Source organism: Vibrio neptunius (assembly GCF_000967495.1).
GTDB lineage: Bacteria > Pseudomonadota > Gammaproteobacteria > Enterobacterales > Vibrionaceae > Vibrio > Vibrio neptunius.
Genome location: NZ_JXXU01000131.1, coordinates 1 through 1,609, shown reverse-complemented (window position 1 = coordinate 1,609; position 1,609 = coordinate 1). Strand labels below are relative to the sequence as shown.

The following is a 1,609-nucleotide window of genomic DNA, read 5'->3' as shown; positions in this document are numbered from 1 at the left end:
CCACCCGTTCTTCAAGCCTTAAGAAAATTCAGGACACACACAGAAAATTCAAAAATTCAGCAAAAATTCAGGACACACACTAAAAGAACCAGCGTCGTTCCCCAATACCAATAACCATTTTGAGCTTTAGTAGACCTTTATCTATATTGAACAATCTGTAGTTAATGAGAAATTAAATATAGCGATAAAAGTTATTTTCTCTAATAGAATTACAACTCAATAAACGGCTATTTATAACACAAGGCGTAGTTGGCACCTTCTTGTAAAGAAGATAAACTCACCGGAACTTATATGAAACAAAAAAAATAGTAAATTTTGGCTGAGAAAAAATTTAGCCCTACTTGTTCAAAAACTATGCATTACTGTTATTTGTGCCTATTTACATTGCGTTCTGTCTCATCTTCATTTTATGCGCAGGTAGTCTGCGGTATACACAACATTAAGGAAATAACATCATGACTCAGCACTATTTTTCCGATTGGTATGACAACGGCTTAATTTCCGATGAGTTAGACAACTTAAAAAAAGCGTTGGCTGTGCGAGACATTGCTACTGTCACAGCGCTTGGTGAAGAATTATTTGAGAGCTATCTAGATGTAACCGCTGCGTTAGATATTACAGAAATCAAACAATATGCTGAACTAATGGGGGACGATCTCACAACCATAAAGCTTGAAATTTGTTTGGGTGAACTGATCGATCATCATCAGGCAGATTATATTGAAAAAGCCTGTCGGAACAGCATGATGCTTGGTATTGGCTTTCCATTTCATGAACATTACGTAGCCGCAATGACCGCTCACTATACAGAGTTTGATAGCCAATTCTTCGAAGATATTATTGAACCCGGCCTCAAGCAATTGCATCAAGCAAGAAAAATATCTGCGACTGCTTTTTTCAAGATCATGTGTGAAATCGGCAACTACGTAGAAATGGACTCATATATGGCCGATTACGTTTACCGCTTGCTACAGGATCCTGAGCTTGATCTTAGCAGCTTAACTGATGAAGAGTACACATGGTGCCTTTTCGCATGCTTTACTTTCTATCCTCTTAACCCTGAAGTACTCCGCTTATTTATTAAACAAGCGAAGGGTCGTAAAGCGGTCAAGTCAGCCGAAGTTTGCCCAGAGTCACACGATGAAGACCCGATTGACTACGATTTCTGTTCAACACTCAATGAATATGATGGTTATTCCTCAGTTTGGCACAAATACGAAGAAATTTTTATAGAAGCATTTATTGAACTTAAACGCTCTGGATTAATCTCTGATGTAGAGGAAGAGATGATTTCTTACCTAGAAGATGAAGAACTAGACAATTTAGCACAAGTGTTTATTAACGCATAAATAAGATTACTATTTAGTCGAATCAACATTTTAATAAATATAGCCAGTGAGATAGCCGATAAATTTAACCACTTATAGTGCTTTCTCGCTCTATACTTAGAACACTTTAATAACAGGCAGTCTGATTTTTCTGCCTGACTTTCCCTACCCAAATTCACAAATTCAGGACACACACCAAAAGAATCTCACCCGTGTTCTAGATCTTTCTCACAACGAATAGGCTTTGAACAACACTTATTGTTGGCCAACATATAAGGCAT

Annotated in this window: 1 protein-coding gene; it reads left to right on the top strand. The window is 37.4% G+C overall.

Going from position 1 to position 1,609, the window contains the following annotated elements; all coding sequences use genetic code 11:
* Positions 1–455: 455 nt before the first annotated feature.
* Positions 456–1,349: a hypothetical protein gene (locus TW84_RS23340; RefSeq protein WP_045977997.1), complete on the top strand. Its 894-nt coding sequence runs from the start codon at positions 456–458 to the stop codon at positions 1,347–1,349.
* Positions 1,350–1,609: the final 260 nt, after the last annotated feature.

Coding starts and splice junctions, on each gene's coding strand:
- TW84_RS23340 (WP_045977997.1), top strand. CDS start 456: ATGACTCAGCACTATTTTTCCGATTGGTATGACAACGGCTTAATTTCC.